This window comes from Amycolatopsis sp. WAC 04197, from assembly GCF_003947475.1.
Classification (GTDB): Bacteria; Actinomycetota; Actinomycetes; order Mycobacteriales; family Pseudonocardiaceae; genus Amycolatopsis; species Amycolatopsis japonica.
Map to the genome: position 1 here is coordinate 317241 of NZ_QHJK01000011.1, position 17721 is coordinate 334961.

17 protein-coding genes are annotated in these 17721 nt (G+C 68.9%); 6 read left to right on the forward strand and 11 right to left on the reverse strand.

Features of this window, described 5'->3' with window-relative positions; all coding sequences use genetic code 11:
- Positions 1-78 precede the first annotated feature (78 nt).
- The 4 genes from DMC64_RS35970 to DMC64_RS35985 all read right to left on the reverse strand — a co-directional run bounded on the left by DMC64_RS35970 (position 79) and on the right by DMC64_RS35985 (position 3323).
- On the reverse strand, positions 79-879 hold the full coding sequence (locus DMC64_RS35970) for a siderophore-interacting protein (RefSeq protein ID WP_125737123.1): 801 nt from the start codon (positions 877-879) through the stop codon (positions 79-81).
- Positions 880-1023: 144 nt separating this feature from the next.
- Positions 1024-1479, reverse strand: a complete 456-nt coding sequence (locus tag DMC64_RS35975; RefSeq protein ID WP_125737124.1) for a flavodoxin family protein — start codon at positions 1477-1479, stop codon at positions 1024-1026.
- A gap of 63 nt (positions 1480-1542) precedes the next feature.
- Positions 1543-2445, reverse strand: coding sequence for a serine hydrolase (locus DMC64_RS35980; protein ID WP_125737125.1), 903 nt, complete (start codon positions 2443-2445; stop codon positions 1543-1545).
- Positions 2442-3323 carry a LysR family transcriptional regulator gene (locus DMC64_RS35985; protein ID WP_125737126.1) on the reverse strand — a complete coding sequence of 294 codons (882 nt, stop codon included), beginning with the start codon at positions 3321-3323 and terminating at the stop codon, positions 2442-2444. Before DMC64_RS35985 ends, DMC64_RS35980 begins: the two co-directional genes overlap by 4 nt.
- 75 nt (positions 3324-3398) lie before the next feature.
- Here DMC64_RS35985 and bla point away from each other — a divergent pair, with 75 nt between their 5' ends.
- Positions 3399-4292 carry a class A beta-lactamase gene (gene bla, locus DMC64_RS35990; RefSeq protein ID WP_125737127.1) on the forward strand — a complete coding sequence of 298 codons (894 nt, stop codon included), beginning with the start codon at positions 3399-3401 and terminating at the stop codon, positions 4290-4292.
- Positions 4293-4345: 53 nt separating this feature from the next.
- Here bla and DMC64_RS35995 read toward each other — a convergent pair whose 3' ends face one another.
- The 3 genes from DMC64_RS35995 to DMC64_RS36005 all read right to left on the reverse strand — a co-directional run bounded on the left by DMC64_RS35995 (position 4346) and on the right by DMC64_RS36005 (position 7891).
- Entirely contained in the window at positions 4346-6220 is a 1875-nt protein-coding gene (locus DMC64_RS35995; protein ID WP_125737128.1) for a Calx-beta domain-containing protein, read from the reverse strand.
- Between the two features lie 348 nt (positions 6221-6568).
- Positions 6569-7087 carry a hypothetical protein gene (locus DMC64_RS36000; RefSeq protein ID WP_125737129.1) on the reverse strand — a complete coding sequence of 173 codons (519 nt, stop codon included), beginning with the start codon at positions 7085-7087 and terminating at the stop codon, positions 6569-6571.
- Positions 7088-7414: 327 nt separating this feature from the next.
- The gene (locus tag DMC64_RS36005; protein WP_125737130.1) at positions 7415-7891 is read right to left on the reverse strand and encodes a MarR family winged helix-turn-helix transcriptional regulator; all 477 of its coding nucleotides are present in this window, start codon (positions 7889-7891) and stop codon (positions 7415-7417) included.
- A 91-nt stretch (positions 7892-7982) separates the two neighbouring features.
- On the opposite strand from DMC64_RS36005, the gene DMC64_RS36010 reads away from it, so the two are divergent.
- The 3 genes from DMC64_RS36010 to DMC64_RS36020 all read left to right on the forward strand — a co-directional run bounded on the left by DMC64_RS36010 (position 7983) and on the right by DMC64_RS36020 (position 9809).
- The gene (locus DMC64_RS36010) at positions 7983-8408 is read left to right on the forward strand and encodes a Rid family hydrolase (RefSeq protein ID WP_125737131.1); all 426 of its coding nucleotides are present in this window, start codon (positions 7983-7985) and stop codon (positions 8406-8408) included.
- A 75-nt stretch (positions 8409-8483) separates the two neighbouring features.
- Positions 8484-8879, forward strand: coding sequence for an ATP-binding protein (locus DMC64_RS36015; RefSeq protein ID WP_125737132.1), 396 nt, complete (start codon positions 8484-8486; stop codon positions 8877-8879).
- 12 nt (positions 8880-8891) lie between these two features.
- Positions 8892-9809 (forward strand): LD-carboxypeptidase, encoded by a 918-nt coding sequence (locus tag DMC64_RS36020; RefSeq protein ID WP_233629930.1) that lies wholly within the window; start codon positions 8892-8894, stop codon positions 9807-9809.
- Position 9810: 1 nt separating this feature from the next.
- Here the strand turns inward: DMC64_RS36020 and DMC64_RS36025 are convergent, their stop codons facing one another.
- From DMC64_RS36025 to DMC64_RS36035, 3 genes are all read right to left on the reverse strand, one after another.
- On the reverse strand, positions 9811-10734 hold the full coding sequence (locus DMC64_RS36025) for a chlorophyllase (RefSeq protein ID WP_125737133.1): 924 nt from the start codon (positions 10732-10734) through the stop codon (positions 9811-9813).
- 66 nt (positions 10735-10800) lie between these two features.
- The gene (locus tag DMC64_RS36030) at positions 10801-11532 is read right to left on the reverse strand and encodes an aminoglycoside adenylyltransferase domain-containing protein (protein WP_125737134.1); all 732 of its coding nucleotides are present in this window, start codon (positions 11530-11532) and stop codon (positions 10801-10803) included.
- 17 nt (positions 11533-11549) lie between these two features.
- Positions 11550-12452, reverse strand: a complete 903-nt coding sequence (locus DMC64_RS36035; RefSeq protein ID WP_125737135.1) for an NmrA family NAD(P)-binding protein — start codon at positions 12450-12452, stop codon at positions 11550-11552.
- 97 nt (positions 12453-12549) lie between these two features.
- Between DMC64_RS36035 and DMC64_RS36040 the strand changes: the two genes are divergently transcribed.
- Positions 12550-13104, forward strand: coding sequence for a TetR/AcrR family transcriptional regulator (locus DMC64_RS36040; RefSeq protein ID WP_125737136.1), 555 nt, complete (start codon positions 12550-12552; stop codon positions 13102-13104).
- 48 nt (positions 13105-13152) lie between these two features.
- Here the strand turns inward: DMC64_RS36040 and DMC64_RS36045 are convergent, their stop codons facing one another.
- Positions 13153-16848, reverse strand: coding sequence for a CARDB domain-containing protein (locus DMC64_RS36045; protein WP_233629931.1), 3696 nt, complete (start codon positions 16846-16848; stop codon positions 13153-13155).
- A gap of 256 nt (positions 16849-17104) precedes the next feature.
- On the opposite strand from DMC64_RS36045, the gene DMC64_RS36050 reads away from it, so the two are divergent.
- Complete coding sequence (locus DMC64_RS36050; protein WP_038514842.1) at positions 17105-17461, forward strand: hypothetical protein; 357 nt, start codon at positions 17105-17107, stop codon at positions 17459-17461.
- Positions 17462-17721 lie beyond the last annotated feature (260 nt).

Here is a 17721-nt window from a genome sequence, read left to right on the forward strand (position 1 = left end):
GTAAAGACGGGTGATCAGGTTTCCCACACGGCCGAGAGCTGGCGGATACCCGACATGGCGGGATCTCGACACGAACGGTCAGCCCGGGCTGCTCCAGCCGTGCCGCCAATACCCGGCGAACGAGATGTCCGCCTTCGCCGCACCTCGCTCGGACACCAGATGGCGGCGCAACGACGTCGCCAGCCGGGACTCGCCCGCGACCCAGGTGTAGAACCGCCCTTGTGGCAACGATGCCCGCTGAACCGCCTCCAGGGTCAGGGTTCCCGGCCGGAGTCCCGGGTCGTCCCTGCTGAGCCAGTGGACGCGGACGCCGTCGGCCGTGTCGTACCGCCGGATGTCCTCGGCGGTGGGGACTTCCAGGAACACTTGCGCGGTAAGGGATTCCGGGGCGTCGTCGAGGATCGCCAACGCGGCGGGCAGCGCGCTCTCGTCGGCGACGATGAGCTGAGCGCCGACGTCGTCCGGTGGCCGGTAGGTGGTGCCCATGTCGAAGATCCCGGCCGGATCGCCCGGTCGCACGCGGCGGACCCATTCGCTCATCGGCGAATTCCCGTGGAGGGCGAACTCGATGTCGACCTCGTCGTCGGCTGGCCTCGCCCGGCGGATGGTGAGCGTGCGCACCCAGGGCCGCACCGATTTGGGCAACAGCATCAGCTCTGGCATCCACGTCTCGTTCGAAAAGGTGGGCATCCGCAGCCCGCGCTGTCCCTCGCGGGGAAAGAACAGCCGTACCGTCTGGTCCGCGCCCGTGACGACGAGATCTTTCAGCTCCGGCCCGCCGAGCGTGACCGACGCGAAGTTCGGACTGAGGCTGACACGCTCCCGGACCTCCAGCGTGATCATCTTGCGCGAGACCGGGGCCTTGAGGCGCGGGATCAACGTGCGCCCTCGGTATCTTTGCAGGTCATGGCACTATTATGAGCTTTTCCTCAGTTCTCGGGTACTCGCTTTTGCCTGCCCGCCGGGAGGCCTCGGGACCTGCTGCGGGACGCGATCACGGACCGAGCCTGCTCACGTTTCGGCTCAGCCCGCGAGGCCTTCGGCGAATCGCCGCGCCGCGTCGAGATCCGCCGTACCGGGCCGGTTCTTGCCGATGCCACCGACGAGCCGGAACGGGAACCACGTGTCGAAACCGCGGCACGAGAACGTTCCCACCACGTCGAATCCCTTGTGGCCGAGCAGCCGCGCGAGGCGGCGGAGGTAGCGCCGGAACGGCGGTTCTGGCAGCCCGCTCGTGGTGAACACGAACGCCTTCCGCCGCTGCTCCCCCGGCAACGCCTCGACGAAACGAAGCAGGCGCGGATGGAAATCCATCCCGAAGATCCCCGAGCCGAATCCCACCAGGTCACAGGAATCGAGATCACCCGGCTCGATTTCCTCGGGGCCGACGACGCGGGCGCCGAGTACCTCCGCCATGACTTCGGCGACCCTCGCCGTGTTGCCGTGCGACACCGAAACGCACACGATGACGACCTTCATGCCGATCCTCCACTTCGCCGGTCCCTTTCCCTCAAGAACCGGGCAGCGGCGGAGAACGTGACGTCAGCCCTCGCGCAGGTGATCCCGCAGCTCCCGCGCCACGCGGGCCATCAGCACCTCGGCCTCCGGCTGGATCGCCGCGGGCACCTGGGATTCGGTCAGCGCGGCGATCGCGAACATCCCGCCGTCGGCGTGCTCGACCACCCCGACCTCGTGCCGCAGGTTCAGCACGGTGCCCGTCTTCGACGACCATTTCGTTGCGTCGGAGACGAAATCCGGGCTCAGCCGTTGACGCAACAGGTTGAGCCCCATGAGCTCGCGCACCCGCGCCGCCACCTGTTCGTCCACTTTGGACGGATTCCACAGCGCTTCGAGCAGGTTCACGAACGCGCGGGCCGAACCGGAGCTCGCGCGCGTGACGTCGAGCTGCGGGACGGGATGCCCTTGCCCCGACGTACCCGCGTTGATCGCGAGCGCGTGCGCGAGGTGGACGTCGGCGGGGTCGAAGCGTTCGGCCGGGGTGTCGCTGAGATCCGCGGCCGGATGCCGCGCGGTGATCCCGGTGATCCCCCAGTCTCGCGTCATCCTGGTGACCTCGGCGGGCGGCGTCAGCGCGAACAGCGCGTCCGCGGCGGTCTCGTCGCTGATGGCCATGGTCAGGTAGAGCAGGTCGTCGATCGCCACCCTGGCCGGATGCCGGAACCGCGTCAGCCCGGTCGGCCCCGGCGCGGTGGCCCGCCCCGGTTCGACGTCGAGCGCCGCCGAACCGTCCAGCTCGCCGCGCCGGATCCGCTCCAGGGTCGCCGCGGCGAGCGGGATCTTCACCAGTGAGGCGCTCGGGAACTCGAGGTCGGGGTCGATGCCCACCTCGAAACCGGTCCGCAGATCACGCACGAGGAACGAACCGCGCAGGCCTCCGTCGGCCAGTTCGGCGCGCAGCCGCAGGAGCAGCGTTTCCGTGTTCACGTCGTCTCCTCCGCGCCGAGACATCGGGCGATGTCCGGCCCCAATCGTGCCCGGAGCCGCTGCGCGTCCTCGCCGGGCCCCGTCGTGATCTCGAACCCGCGCACGAGCCGGATCTCGCCGATGGTCCGCCAGTTCAGGCCGAGCTCGGTGGCCTGCGCCGCCGAGCACAGCAGCAGATCGTCCGAACCGAACACGGCCGCCGCGGCCGCGGTGAGCGAATCGGCGACGGACACCTGCGCGGGCCGCAGCCCCACCGCGTCACGGATCCGGAAGAGACGGTCGCGCAGATGCGGGACGTCGTCCTCCGGCTGGATCCAGACCCGCCGAGGCGAACCGCCCGACCGGCCGACCCGCAGCGTTTCCAGATGGAGGACGTCCGCGCGCGGCCTGCCTCCACCCGCCAGCCCGAGCGGCACCTTCCAGCTGCCCTCCTCGCCGGGGACGGCGGTGAGCGCGGCGCGGACCTCCTGCGTGCGCACGAGTTCCGCCCGTTCCCTCGGCGGCGCCTGCCGGAACTCCAGGAAGACCTCCAGCTCCCGCGCCGCCGCGTCGAGTTCGGCGAGTTCGCGGACGGTGCAGGTTTCCGGCATCGCCAGCCGCATCGGCCGCAGCCTGGCGCGCCGCGCGTCGTGCTCCAGGGTGTCGGCCAAGGCCACCAGCCGTTTCGCCGACGGCAGCATGTCCCGTCCGAACGGGGTGAGCACGGCGCGCCGGGTGGAGCGGTCGAACAGCCGCTCGCCGAAATGCCGTTCCAGCGCGGCGATCCGGCGGCTCACCACCGGCTGCGGGATACGCGCGAGCGCGGCTCCGGCGGTGAACGTCCCGGCCTCGCTCACGCTCACGAACGCCCGGCAACTCCCGATCAGGTCCACGACCACATACTATGCGTGTTTCGCATGAAAGACGTCATTCGTGTCTTGGACAGCATGATCAGAGCTGGACAGACTGCGAGCATGTCAGTCACTTCTCGCCGTTGGGCCGCACTACTGGCGCTCTCGGCCGTATCACTCGCCGCGTGTTCCGCACCTGCCCCCGCGCCACCTCCCGCCGCCGCTTCGCCGGTCGCGGCGTCCGAGCGCGCCGACTTCGAACAGCTCGAACGAGCCTTCGGCGCCCGGCTCGGGGTGTACGCGGTGGACACCGCGACCGGCCGCGAGGTCGCCTTCCGCGCCGACGAACGCTTCGCCTACGCCTCGACGCACAAGGTGTTCAGCGCCGGCGGTGTCCTGCAGCGGACGCCGGTCGCCGAACTGGACCGCACCGTGACCTACGGGCAGCAGGACCTGGTCACCAATTCGCCGGTCACGGAGAAGCACGTGGCGACGGGCCTGCCGCTGCGCGCCGTCATGGACGCGACCCTTCGCTACAGCGACAACACCGGCGGGAACCTGCTCTTCCGCGAACTCGGCGGCCCCGAAGGACTCAACGCGGTGTTCCGCGGGATCGGCGACACCACGAGCCACGCCGACCGGATCGAACCCGAACTCAACGACACCTTCCCCGGTGACCTCCGGGACACCAGCACACCGCGGGCCCTCGCCGTGAGCCTGCGCGCCTTCGCGCTCGGCGACGCCCTCCCCGAGGACAAGCGCAAGATCCTCGTCGACATGATGCGCGCCAACACCACCAGCGACCAGAACATCCGCGCCGGCGTGCCCGGCTGGGCGGTCGCCGACAAGACCGGCACGGCGGCTTACGGCACGCGCAACGACATCGGGGTCGTGTGGCCGCCGAACCGGGCGCCGATCGTCATCTCGGTGCTCACCGACCGGGCGGAGAAAGACGCCAAGATCGACAACAAGCTCCTCGCCGACGCCACCGCGGCCGCGATCAAGGCCCTCCCGTGACCGGTCCCGCCGGGACGGACGAGGATCCGTCCGTCCCGGCGGGGTTCAGCGGCTCAGCGACGGCAGGGGTTGCCCGCCGGATGCGCCGGGGTTCCGTGCACGTCGGCCTGGGACTCCGCGAGCACGATCTTCGCGAGCGCGGTGTCCAGCGCGACGGCCTGCTGCTTGACGACGCCGTTCGCCACGGTCTGGCCGTTGAGCTTCAGCGAACCGATGACCAGCGGAATGGTCAGCGGCGCCGAGCCCACCGTGATCGACTCGCCGTTGATCTTCAGCGAGGCGACGTTCGAACTGCCCGCCAGCACCGGCGCGAGCCCGCCCGGCGACGGCTGGCAGGTCGCGGTCGCCTGCGACTGGATCACGCCGAGCTCGATGGTCAGCCCGAGCGTGCTGATCACCGTCTTGTCGATCTTGGCCGACGCCAGCGCGCGATCGCCCGCGGCCGGAGCCGCCGACTGGTCGTCCGGCGTCAGATCGGTCGACGCGGTCAGCACCTTGGTGTCCACCTTGATCAGACCGGCGTTGAGCGTCGCGGCGGCGACGGTGCTGCTGTCGTCGGCACACGGCAGGTTCGCCGGGTTGGCGCGCGCCGCGGTCACACCGAGGACGTTCGCCGCGGTACCCGTGCAGGAGAAGACGCCGTCACGGTCGTCGTCGACGATCGTGCCGACTCCGGTCGCGTCGAGGAGACCGGCGCCCGACGGGGCCGAGAGGTTCACCGTGAAGGTCTCGTTCGGCTCGTCGACCGTGTCCGGGTTGACCAGGACGGTCACCGGTTTGGCCGTCTGCCCGGGGGCGAACGTGACCGTCCCGCTCGCCGCCGCGTAGTCGGCGGGCGCGGTGGCGGTCCCGTTGGCGGTCGCGTACTGGACCGTCACCGGATTCGGGCTGGGGCCGCCGAGCAGCGACACCGTGAACGTCGCCGGGACCTGCGCGCCCCCGGAGCCCTCGTCGACCGTCACGTCGTTGATGCTCAAGCCGAGCACGCGCACCGTGGTGGTCTCGATGTACCCGCGGGAGACACCGTCGACCTGGTAGTCGACGACGCACTGGTAGGTGCCGGGAGCGGCGCCGGCCGCGGCCTTGATCGTCTCGGTGAACGTGGCGACCTCGCCGCTGGTCACCTTGATGCTGCCGGGATCGTTGGTGACGGTGAGCTGCGGGTCGCAGCTGGTCACCTTCGGCGTCACCGTGACCTCGATGGATTTGATCCCGTCCAAAATGGCCTGCGAGACCTGCCCGGCCGGGACGTTGTTCAGCAGGACGCCGCCCGTCGCCGAGGTAATGGCGGAGGCCTGCCCCGTGGCGTCGAGGCCGCCGACGTTGACCGCGACCACGCGGATCTTCGCCGCCTGCAACGCCGCGATGGTCTGGGCGAGTGTGTGCCCGCCGCTCGGGTCGTGCGACGGCGCGTCGCCGAACCACGCGATGATGCGGGTGCCGTCCGGCCGGAACGCGACCGCGCCGGTGGCCAGCTGGTAAAGCGCGTTCAGGTTGGCCTCCGGCGTGTCCCCGCCGCCCGCGGCCACCCACTGGTCGATCCCCGCCTGGACGGCGGTCGTGTCCCCCGTGATGCCCTGGTTGACCTTGAACGGCACCGAATCGGTGAAGTCCTTGTACTCGGCGACGCCGAACTGCGCGGTCGGCTGCGCGGCGAGCACGTCACCGGTGATGGCGCTGGCGTTCGACCGCACGTTGCCGATCGGTCCGCCCATGCTGCCCGTGGTGTCGGCGAGCAGGACGAGGTCGGGGTTCGGCGGTACGGCCGAGGTCGTCACGTTCTTGGTCACGGTCGTGCTCTGCCCCGCGTTGAGGGTGAGATCGACCGTCGCCGGGTCGACTCCCGGCGGGGCCGCGGCGGCGACCGCGGTGGACGCGAACATCGCCGTGACCGCGGCCAAGACGACGAGCAGTGGTCTTCGTGACATGGACTTCCCTTTCGAGACCCGGCCGGAGCCGGAATTCCTGTGGGCTTCCTCGGAAAGACGGAATATTTCGATTTTCGTTAGCGTGAGAGCCGGGCTTCACCCGGAGCGCCCTGTGTCAAGCCGCCCAACGGGCTGTTACCGCGAATCCGGGCTACTCGGACCAGGTCCGCATTGGACCGTCCAGCCGAAGGACCTTCGACATCTCTCACTCTTCAGCGTGAGAGATGTCGAAGTTTCCTGCTTTCCGTGATCACCTCGGCCGGGCGGAATCCGTATTCACGCGGCGAACAGTCACCGAATGTCGCAACGTAACGGGCCGATCGATACCGCCGCGAGACATCGGGTCCGTCAGTAGACGCACTGGATGATCGCGTCGTCCAAGCGGATGTACTTCGCCGGCCCGCCGTTGTTGCCGTAGATCGGCTGCAGATAGACGGTACCCACGCCGTTGAGATTCAGATTGGGCAGTGTGATGAGCTGATAGCCCGCCCAGTCGTCGATCCATTTCACCGTGTGGGAGATTTTCCGCCAGCCGTTGGGGTCCCAGATCTCGAGGCCGATGTTCGCTCCGCCACCGACCGGGTCGGCATGGATCGCAGCGGCGCAATTCGACCGATTCGACGGGAAACTGCTGAGCGACTTCGCGGTCCGCATCGCCGACCAGCCGTTGTCCGCGAAGAGCCAGCCGTTGTTGTTGCCGGTCCGGGCCACTCCCATACCGATATCGAACCAGGAATGCCCGTCACCGCCTTGGATTCCCCGTTCCCATACACCGAACGGGTTCGATTCGTAACCGTCGGACCATTGCACGATCCCGGCCTGCGCCGTTCCCGCGAGCCCCAGGATCGCCGTCGAAAACACCGACAAGACGGCCAATATCTTCTTGACCACGAGAGTTCCCCCTCTTCGTGCGGAATGAACTCCGCCAGGGGACCAGAGTCCGCGACGCGCGCACAACGTACCTTCGCGCGCACATTCGACCGCCTTAATTACCTACGCGGAGAGCGGCTCCGGCTGATCCAACCTGCGTCAGTAGGCACTAACGGAGTGATGTGGGCCGAAGGCTCCCTTCACCGAGTCTGATGCGACGAAAGGAGCCTTCGCCCCCGGTCGGCTACGGGGAGCGGCGGTTCGGTCGCAGGTGCCCTGGTCCTGGACACTCCGCCCAGCAACACACGTTCGACCTTCGGTTCGCTAGGCGAGATCCGCGGGCCGCGTCCGCAGCTTGGCGGCGATCCGCGCCAGCGCCTGCTGGTCCTCCGAGGTCAACGGATCGAGGACGAGCTCCCGTACCGAACGGACGTGCGTGGGCGCGGCCGCGACGACCACGTCGTAGCCGTCGTCGGTGAGCACGGCGAGCGTGTACCGGCCGTCGCCGGGATCCGGCGTCCGCTCCACCCAGCCGCGTTGCTCGAAGCGTTTGACCACATTGGACAGACGGGAGAGCGAGCCGTTGGCGAGGTACGCCAGTTCACTCATCCGCAGCCGCCGCTCCGGGGCCTCCGAAATATGACTGAGGGTCAAATACTCGAACAGCGTCAACCCGGCGTCGTGCTGCAACGGCGACTCGAGCCGCCCCGGCAGCAGGAGGACCAAGGAGACCAGCCCGGTCCAGGCCTCCTTTTCGGCAGGGGTCAGCCACAGCGCTTCGTCCGGGTCCAGGGTGGCCATGGCGGAACCTTACCCAGAACGGCGTGACTTCACACGTGAAGTGAATCGTGCTAGCTTGACTTCAAGCGTGAAGTCAACGAGAGGATCCACCATGACCCAGCCGAAGTTCTTCGCCACGCCCGGCTACGGCGACCGGCAACTGGCCGAAATGCGCTACAGCCAGGCGGTGCGCGTCGGCGATCGCGTCGAGATCTCGGGGCAGGGAGGCTGGGACGATGACTTGACCTTCCCGGAGTCACTGGAAGAGGAGATCGTCAAGGCCTTCGAGAACGTCGCCCGCACCCTCGCCACCGCGGGCGCCACTTGGCGCGATGTGATCTCAGTCGACTCCTACCACGTCCCGGAGGTCCCCGGCTTCATCGGCGAGACCCACAACCGCGTGATGGTGGCGCAGTTCCGCGAGCACATGGGCGACCGGGCGCCGATCTGGACCGAGATCGGCGTCGCGGCCCTCGGCGCGCCGAGGATGCGGGTCGAGATCAGGGTCACCGCGATCGCCGGGAACGCCCGCGTGTGAACCCGGCACTCCTTGGGTACTCCATGGCTGCGCCCATGCTCTTGGCCCAGCTGGGAAACCCGCTAAGGAGAACGCGTGGGTATCACGAGAACACGACAGACGTACGAATTCCCCACCGGCATCGCCCCGCCACTGGGAGAGGTCCGGGCCTGGCTGCGCGAGCGGCTGAGCGAGGTCGGGCGCGCCACTATCGCGGACACCGAACTGCTGACCACGGAACTGGTCACCAACGCGCACGAACACGCGGACGGCGTCGCCGAGCTCAGGGTCTCCGTCCCCTCGGGACGGGACGTCGTCCGCGTCGAGGTCGACGACCGCCGCCCTCGGCTGCGGCCGCACCGGGTGATCAAAAGCGACCCGACGAGTCCGCATGGACGGGGGCTGGCACTGGTCGAATCGATCAGCACCGAATGGGGCGTGGACACCGGCGCGGGATTCAAAACGGTGTGGGCGGAGATCCCGGTGCTCTGACACGATCATCGCGTGACGGCCCCGCCCAGCACCCTGATCGCGCCGAAGCCACGACCCGGCGACCACGTTCGCCTCGTCTCCCCCGCGAGCTTTCCGAGCCGCGAACTGGTCGCCGAGACCAAGGCGGTCCTGGAAAGCTGGGGGCTGGTGGTCGAAATCGGAAAACACGCGCTCGACCAGCGAGGATTCCTGGCCGGCCGGGACGAAGACCGTCTCGCCGACCTCGACGACGCGTTCCGTGATCCCGCCGTCCGCGCGGTGATCGCCACCCGTGGCGGAGCCGGCGCGTACCGCATCGCCGACGACCTGGACTTCGCCGCGGTGCTGGCCGATCCCAAGCCGGTGATCGGTTTCAGCGACATCACCGCCCTGCACCTCGCACTCCGGCGGCATTGTGGACTGGCAGGGATCCACGGTTTCCTGGCGGGCTCCCGTTCCGCGACCGCGACCCGCAGGCTGCTGATGGACGGTGAACCTGCCGTCCTGCATCGCGATCCACGGGCCATGACCGTCGCGGCCGAAGTGCCCGGCACGGCCGCCGGGGATCTCATCGGCGGCAATCTCGGTACCATCGCCCACGCGGTCGGCGTCGGCCTGCCTTCACTGTCGGGCGCCATCCTGTTCCTCGAGGCCGAGCGGACGATGGGCCTCGGTCAGATCGATCGCCAGCTGACCCAACTGATCCGATCAGGCGCGCTCGACGGCGTACGCGGGATCGCGCTCGGCCGGTTCCCCGGTTTCGAGGGCTTCACCGATCGCGGCTGGACCCTCGTCGACGTCTTCAAGGACCGTCTGGGTTCCTTGAACGTGCCGGTACTCGGCGGAATCGACGTCGGACACGGCCCGGATCCCCTATCGCTGCCACTGGGGACGGCCGCCGTCCTGGACACGGAGACGGGAATCCTCACCGTCGAACCGGCGGTTCGCTGAACTACTTCGACTCGACCCGGCCCAGCGGATCCGGCGCCGCCGCCAGTTCCTCGCAAGCCACCTGCCACGCGGTGTCGCCCGGGTAAAGCTCGGAGCGGAGATAAGCCCAGGTGAGGTGCCCCACCGCGGCCACCCGCTCCGGGTTCTCGTCCGTCGTCTCGGCGACGTCGTAGCCGGACACCCCGCCGAGCCCGTGCTCGGCGCCGAACAGGGTCAGCAGCGCTTTCCGGCCCGGCGAAAGGAAGTACGGGTCGGCGTGCCATTCCGGGCCCCGGACCGTCAGATGACCGGAGTCGTCCTTGTCCCCGGCGACGACGAGCGCGGGGGTCGTCATCGCGGAGAAGTCCATGCTGAGAAAGAACGGATAGTTCTCGGCCACGAATCCGGTGACCGCGTCGCCGCCGCGGCCGGGCGCGGCGAGCAGGACACCGGCCGAGATCCGCGGCTCGGCGAGGCGTACTTCCTCACCGCTGCGGGGATCGGTGTATCGCGCGCCCAGCAGAAGGCTCGCGGTGTGCCCGCCCATCGAATGCCCGGCCACCGCGACCCTCCCCCGGTCCAGCCTGCCCCGCAGCAGCGGGACGGCGTCCTCGATCTCGTCGAGCCGGTCGAGGATCCGGATCATGTCCTCGGCCCTGGACCGTTGGTACAGCGGCGCTTCCGGATCGCCGGGCGGCAGGTTCAGCGACCGTGAGCTCAGATGGGTCGGCTGCACGACGGCGAATCCGTGCGCCGCCCAGTGATTGACGAGCGGGGCGTAGCCGTGCAACGACGAGAGATGGTTCGAAGGCCCCTGGCCGTGCGACAGCAGGATGATCGGCAGTTCGTGCCCGGTCGCCGGCACGGAGATCCGTAGCCGCAGGTCCACGACCCGGTCCGGCGTGGACAGCTGCACCGGGGCGATCGAGATCACTGGCGTGCTCATGTGGACTTCCTTCGCGAGTTAAGCGGAACACTGTTCCACAAACATACGGAGCAGTGTTCCGCTTTGTCAAACGCCACTCGCGCGGTCCGCGAGAGCGCGCGCGAGCGAGGACACCTCGACCGAAAGCCCGGTCCAGTCATCGGGAGCCGTGCCGAGGTATCCCGCCCGCGCTCGTTCCAGCAGCACACCGCCGTCGACCATCGCCGCCGCGGCGTCCTTCGAGACGATCCGTCCCGTTTCGACGGTCACGACGATGCGCGCGAGCGTGAGCAGGACGTTGCGTTCATCGCCTTCGATCTCGGCCAGAAGGTCGGGAATGACGCCGAGTGCCGCCTCGCGGAGCTGATCCGGCGGCACCGGATCGACGACGTCCGCGAGCGCGGCGCCGCGCAGAACCCGGTGCGCCGCATGGGCCGTGGCCGCGAGGATCACGACATCGGGATCCTCGGCAGGCATGGGAAGACGGCCCTCGACGAACTCTTCCCGAAGCCACTCCCCGTACTGGAAATCCCGGCGAGCCGGTGCGCCCCCGGCCACGATCCCGGTCAGTTCGATCGGACGCCGGTCCGCCGCGTCAGGAAAGCGGTCGGCGTGGCCACGCCAGCCGGAAAGCCGCAGCAGCAGCGAAACCAGAGCGGCGCGTTCCTCTTCATCGAGCGACCGGTGGGTGACCAGCAGCAGATCGACGTCGCTGTCCGGTTTGAGCCCGCCCGCCGCGGCGGAACCGTAGAGGTACAACCCGAGGACGCCGCCGGGATCCTCACGGTCGAGATGGTCCAGCAGGGGTTCGATGCGCATGCCTCGACGATCACACCTCACGCAAGGTATTTCCGCGCCCAGTCGTCGAAGCCGGTGAGCGGGATGCCGAGGTCCCGCGCGAATTCCGGGCGTCCCGGCTGACCGATCACGTTCAGCCACTCGTGCGAAGCGCCCATCGGCGGCATCCCGGCGGCGACCGCCTGCTCGACGGTCATATCCGGAGCCGCCAGCTTCGCCCCCAGCGCACCGGACAGGACTTCGGCGATCTCCGTCATGGTCAGGAAGTCGCTCGCGAGCTCGAGTTCGACGCCGGTGAACCGGTCCGGTTCGGCGATGGCCGCCGCGGCGGCGGCGCCGATGTCGTCGACGGCGGCCAGCGAAAGGGACGTCGAGGGCTTGATGACGCTCACCAGGCCGCCGTCCACCCCGCGCGGGAACAGGAACTTCATGTCGGGCAGGAAGTTCTCCATGAAGAAACCCGGCTTGAGCAGTGTCCACCGCGGAAAGCCAGCCTCGCGGAGGTGAACCTGGATCGCCGCCTTGGCGCCCAGCGTCGGCTGCATCGATGCCCAGCGCCCTTCGGCCCATCCGTCCGCCTCGACGTGCTGTCCGGCTCCCGAGACGGAGGTGTGCACGAACTGCGGCACGCCCGCCGCCTTCGCACCCTCGATGAGGTTGACGCCCTGCGTCACCTCCCCCGCGAAGTCGAATCCGTCTTCGTTCATTCCGGGCATCTGCACCGAGAAGACGGCGCGGGCCCCCTTGGCCGCGCGGATCACGGACTCGATGTCGTGGAGATCGCCGACGACGAGTTCGGCGCCGAGCGCTTCGACGGCTTTCGCCTTGGCCGGATCGCGGACGAGGGCGCGGACGGGAACGCCGGCCGCGAGCAGGGCGCGTGCGGTCGCACCGCCCTGCCTGCCGGTGGCGCCAGTGACCAGAACGGGTGCTTCGGACATGGTGGCTCCTTCGCTCGACTAAGTGGCGGGGCCCGCCACTTATCGTCCGCTACAATATGGCGGGCCCCGCCACTTACGCAAACACCGAGGTGAAGGCATGTCCGACGGTCAGCGCGCCGACGCGCGGCGGAACTACGCGCGCATCCTCGCGGTGGCCGAGGAAGAGGTCGCGGCCCACGGCTCCGGCGCCTCGCTGGAGCAGATCGCCCGCACCGCCAACGTCGGCTCGGCGACCGTGCGCCGCCACTTCCCCACCCGCCGGGCGCTGCTGGAGGCGGTCTCCGCGAGCCGGATCGCCGCGTTGTGCGCCCGCGCCGCCGCCTTGACCGACGAGGAAGACAGCCGGAAAGCGCTCCTGACCTGGCTCGACGAGGTCGTCGTCTACTGCGTCTCCGCCCGTGGGCTGGCGGCCGCGCTCTCCTACGACGGGCCCGCGCAGGAGAACTCCTGTTCCGCCGCCATCGAGGACGCCGGGGAACCGCTCCTGCGGCGGGCCGCGCGGGACGGCGCGGTGCCGCCGGACGTCACCGTCGCGGATCTGATCACGCTGATCGTCGGCATCGTCCTGGCCACCGAGCACCACCCGGATCCGGCCGCCCGGGCGGACCGGCTGTTCCGGCTGGCCGTGACGGGGCTGAGCCCCGGGACGTGACAAGGGGCCGGAGTGGTCGCCCACTCCGGCCCCCGGCACGGATTCCGCCTACCGGGTGCCGCGGCGGCCCGACGAGACCACCGCCGGCACCGGAGCGCCGTTGATCACGAACTGCGACCCCGGCTCACGGACGACATCACCGTTCGCGGAACCGCTGATCGTCACGTTCGTCAAGGTCGCGCTGCCACGGGCGCCGCTCATCGCGAGGATGCCCGCGCCGTTGTTGGACTTGTCGATCCTGACGTTGGTGAGGGCCGCGGTCACGACGCCGCCGCCCGTCTTGAACTGGACACCGTCGTAGGTCGAGTCGTGGATCTCCGTGTCCCGCAGCACGACCCCGGGAATGTCCTTGCCCTGCGCGAAGAACGTGATCGCGCCGAACTCCTGCTGCTCACCCCAGAACACGCCGCCACAGCGGTACAGGGCGTTGTTCGCGATGAGCGTCTCGCCGGAGAACGGCAGCGGATCGTGGTCCGTCGCCAGCATGATGCCCGGGTAGTTCATCGTATCGTGGACGATGTTGTTCTCGATCCTGTTGCCGTAGCCGCCGTAGACCGCGATCCCGTTGGCACGCCACGGAAGCTGGATCGTGTTGTTGGCGAACACGTTGTCGTGCGCGATGTCCTGCGAAGGGTCCTTCACGTACTGGTTCGCCCACACCGCGAGCGAGTCGTCACCGGTGGTGCGGAACGACGAGTCGAACACCTTCGAATTCCGCGTGCCGTTGGTGAAGTTGATGCCGTCGGCGTAGGTGTTCCGGATCCGCATACCGCTGAACTCGAGGCCGTCGCCCGGCCCCCAGAGCGCCGGGACGTTGCTGTAGTCCCGGCCGACCCACGCGCCGACGTTGGCGTGCTCGATCCAGACGTTCGTGATCTTCGTGCCGGTGCCGAACCGGCCGTTGAGACCGACGCCGCCTTCCGCGCCACCGTCACCACCCCGGATCCGGCCGGAACCGAAGATGGCGATGTCGGAGATCTGCGTGTTCTTGTCGATGTCGAACCCGAAGTTGCCCTCATGCGGATGGTTGATGCCGCCCGCGTTCTGCGGCTCGATCAGCGAGTACAGCTGCGAATGCCACATCCCGGCGCCCCGGATCGTCACGTTGGAGATGCCGACCTGGTTGTACTGGCCGCCGCCGTTGGGCACGTTCGGGTCGTCGGTCAGGATCTTCTTTTCCTGCCGCCACTGCCCCGCCGGGATCCAGACGCAGGCGATCACGCCGTTCTGGTCGTCGGTCACCGCGCGCTGGATCGCCGCCGAATCGTCGTTCCCGTCGTTCGGCACGGCGCCGTACTCCGTGATCGACGTGCAGTTCGCGGGCTTCTCCGAGGCCGGGGCGACCTGCTCCAGATCGATGAGATCGACGATGTAGAACGCCGCGTTGTCACCGCTGTCCCGCTGCAGCTTGAACTTCGTGCCCGGCGGGTACGAACGGGACAGCAGCGCGTGCGACTCGTCGAACAGGCGCCGCGCGTCGGCCTGCGGCGTGTTGGTCAGGCCTTCGGGGTCGTCGGTGCTGCCGTAAAGCCAGCTGTGCTTCGACGACAGCGTCAGCTTCTGCGCGAACGTCCCGTTGACGTACAGGCTGATGGTCGCTTCCTGTCCGCCACCGCCGGGGGCGTCCGGGATGGAATTGCGCACGACGATCGAGTTCGCCTCGTTCGCCGACGTGAACTCCACGTACTGCCCCTGATTCGCCAGCCGAACGGACTTGCGGCCGGAGGACTCGGTCGCGAAGTTCGTGTGGCCGAAGGTGCGCAACGGGTCGGCTTCCAGCAGTTGTCCTTGGTACTGTGCGGCTTCCGCCTCGTACTCGACGTACGGGACGGCCGCGCCGCGGCCCACGACGATCGCCCGCGAGAGGTTGTTGTTGGACTCGTTGGTCTCCGTGACCGTGCCGGTCGCGTCGGCCGTCGCGGTCAGGGTCGCGCCACCGTCGGCGGCGGTCCAGGTGCCCGCGATCGCGACGTTCGCGGTGGCTCCAGCCTCGATCGCACCGGTGGCGCCGGTCAGCGTGGTGCCGCCGACGGCCAGCCGCGTCACCGAAGCGTCCGCGCGGCTCGTGCCGCGGTTGTGCACGGCGACGGTGAAGGACACGGCCGAACCCGCCGCCGGGTTGGGCGGGTTCGACGTGATGCCGGTGACCTCGAGATCCGGCCCCGGCGCCTGCGCGACGACCAGCGCGGTCGGCGACGTGTAGGTGTTGTTGGTTTCGTTCTGCTCGGCCACCGTTCCCGCCGGATCCGCGGTCGCGGCCACGGTGTACGTCCCTTGTGGACGCGTTCCCGCGTCGACGGTCACCGTCGTGGACGCGCCGGCGGCGAGCGCCCCGACCGCCGCTTCGCCGACGACGGTGCCACCGAGGCTGACGTTCACGGTCGTGGCGGCCGCGCTCGCGGTGCCGGTGTTCTTCACCGTCGCCGAGACGGCGAGGTGGCTGGTCTCCGTCGGATTCGCCGGCGTCCACGACGTGCCGGTGACGACGAGGTCCGGATTCGGCGCGGGCGTGCCGATCACCTGGAATTCCGCGACCTGGCCGCCGGGAGCGCCGGAGTTGGCGAAGAACTGCAGGCGCACGTCCGAAGCGCGTCCGCTGACCGGTACGACCACCGAGTTCTGATTGGTGGCCGGGTCGAAGCGGTGATCGGCCCGCGCTGAAAGGGAAGTGAACGCGGTGGCGCCCTGCGCGCGGCCGAGGATCTCGAAGTTCTGCGTCCGCGCGCCCCAGATCGCGTCCGGGTTGAGCTTCACCACGACCGAGTCGACGTCCGCGTCGACGCCGAGTTTCACCGTCAGCGAGTTCGGATAGCCCGCGGCGGACTCCCAGTACGTGGCCGTGTTGTTGTCGTTCGCGTTGGCCGGGACGAACGAGTGGACCGCCGATGTGGCCTCGATCGGTTTACCCGCCGCCAGGTTCGCGCCCGCGCTCGTCCCGGAGCGCACGACGTGGTTGCTGTCACCGGACTCGTTGCCCGCCGCGTCCTTGGCGCGCACGAAGTACTCGACCCGGGTCCCGGCGGGCCGGGATTCGGTGAACGTGGTGCCGGTGATCGTCGTGACCGGCGTGCCGTCGCGGTAGACGGTGTACCCGGTGACCCCGACGTTGTCCGCCGAAGCCGCCCAGGTCAGCCGGATCTGACCGGCGGCGGGCTCGGTCAGCGCGAGATTCGCGGGCGCGCTCGGCGCCTGGGTGTCGCCGGTGTCCGGTCCGTACAGCTCGAATTCCGAAAGCTGCGCCGCGGGCCAGCGCGTGTTCGCGGTGACCTGCAGCCGCACGTAGCGGGCCGACGCGGTCATCGGAATCGTGACGGTGTTGGTCCCGGACGCGAACGCGTAGCCGGTCGGCGCGGCGAGGTCGGTGAACGCCGAGCCGTCGGTACTTCCACGCACGGCCAGCGTCTGGGTGCGGGATTCCCAGCCGGACGGCAGTTTCAGCACGATCCGCGACAGGGATTTGGCCGTTCCGAGGTCGGCCTGGATCCATTGCGGGAACGCGTTGTTGGCTGATTCCCAGTAGCTGTCCTGCTCTCCGTCCACGGCGTTCGCGACGGGATAACCGGGCAACGCGCTGCTCGCCGACACCGTGCGGGTCAACGGCACTTCGGCGAGCGCCGCCGGACCGGGTGGGGCGGCGGGATCCGGTGGCGGCCCGCTCGCGGCGGAGGCGAAGGAGAGTCCGGCGACGGAAAGCCCCGTGACCAGGAGACCGGCGACGATCCGGGACAGGCGCATACGTGTCATGGCGTCTTCTCTTCTTTGAGACGGCGGGGAGGGAGCCAGAGCCGTACGAGCATGCAACAACTCGGAGACAAAATGCAAGAAGTAGACTTGTTTCCGAAATTTTGCGACATGCGTTCGTCGGTCGGCATTGGGCCGTCTAGCGACACACTTGTTCTCCGAATACGAGGGAATACGGGAAGACGTGGTCGCGTATTCCGCAGAAACGGTGCACAGTTGTACACTCAACGCAGGCGAGCCGTGTGGAGGTCGAACCCTGATGGACGTGACGAAAACCTTGAGGTCGGCACTCACCGGCACGACGACAGAGTCAAGGTCCGCGGTCCGTGAGCTGCGACGGGAGACCGAAGATCTCGTGGCGCGCCGCGCGGGCAGGACGGCGAACCGGCTGACCGAACTGGGCGAGCGCCTCGCCGATCTGGTCCTGGTCTCGGGGAGCAGGCTCGCGGGCCTCGCCGATCGGCACAGCAAGCCCGTGGGCGAGGGCGTGCGCCGCGAAGCGGGCCGGATCGGCGAGTCGGTGGAGCGGCTGTCCGTCACGCTTTCGGACCGGGCCATCCTGCTCGCCGAGGAACTGCTCGATCCGCGGCCGTCCGAGCGCCGCCGACGTCGCTAGTCGACCACATCTCGCCGGTCCGTGAAGGCCTCCTTGAGGGACTCTGGGTCCCTCAAGGAGGCCTTCACGGACCTGGCCTGAAACTGGCCGCAGCCGGAAGTCCCTGGCACATCGGTGCCATCGGCACTCGAGTGCCGGAAGCCCGGGTCCCGTGCCGCCCGCCGCGGCCTTCTCCCGTCTTTAGTCGCTATCAACCGCCGTATCCGCTTGCCTAGCATGGGAAAACCGGTATCGGATCCGGCCGGGCGATCCCTGGCGAA